At 69.5% G+C, this 380-nt stretch carries 1 protein-coding gene; it reads right to left on the reverse strand.

Annotated elements, in window-relative coordinates:
* Window positions 1–380, reverse strand: a 380-nt coding sequence (locus tag I6F37_RS45070) for an aconitase family protein (RefSeq protein WP_249795527.1), incomplete at both ends; no start/stop codon positions are given.

Here is a 380-nt window from a genome sequence, read left to right on the forward strand (position 1 = left end):
TGCTGGTGGAGGCGCAGCGCTCGCCGGGCAGGAGCTGGTCGGGGTTCATGCCGAGGCACATGGAGCAGCCGGCCTCGCGCCAGTCGAAGCCCGCCGCCTTGAACACCTTGTCCAGCCCCTCGGCCTCGGCCTGGTACTTCACCAGACCCGAGCCGGGCACGATCATGGCGTAGACGTCGTTGGCGACGTGCTTGCCGTCCACCAGGCTGGCGACGACGCGCAGATCCTCGATCCTGCCGTTGGTGCAGGAGCCGATGAACACCTTGTCGACCTTGACGTCGGCCATGCGCGTGCCGGGCGTCAGGCCCATGTATTGCAGCGAGCGCTCCATCGAGCGGCGGCGGTCGTCGCTCTCGGCGGCCATGGGGTCGGGCACCCGG

It is taken from the genome of Bradyrhizobium sp. NBAIM08 (assembly GCF_020193935.1).
Classification (GTDB): Bacteria; Pseudomonadota; Alphaproteobacteria; order Rhizobiales; family Xanthobacteraceae; genus Bradyrhizobium; species Bradyrhizobium yuanmingense.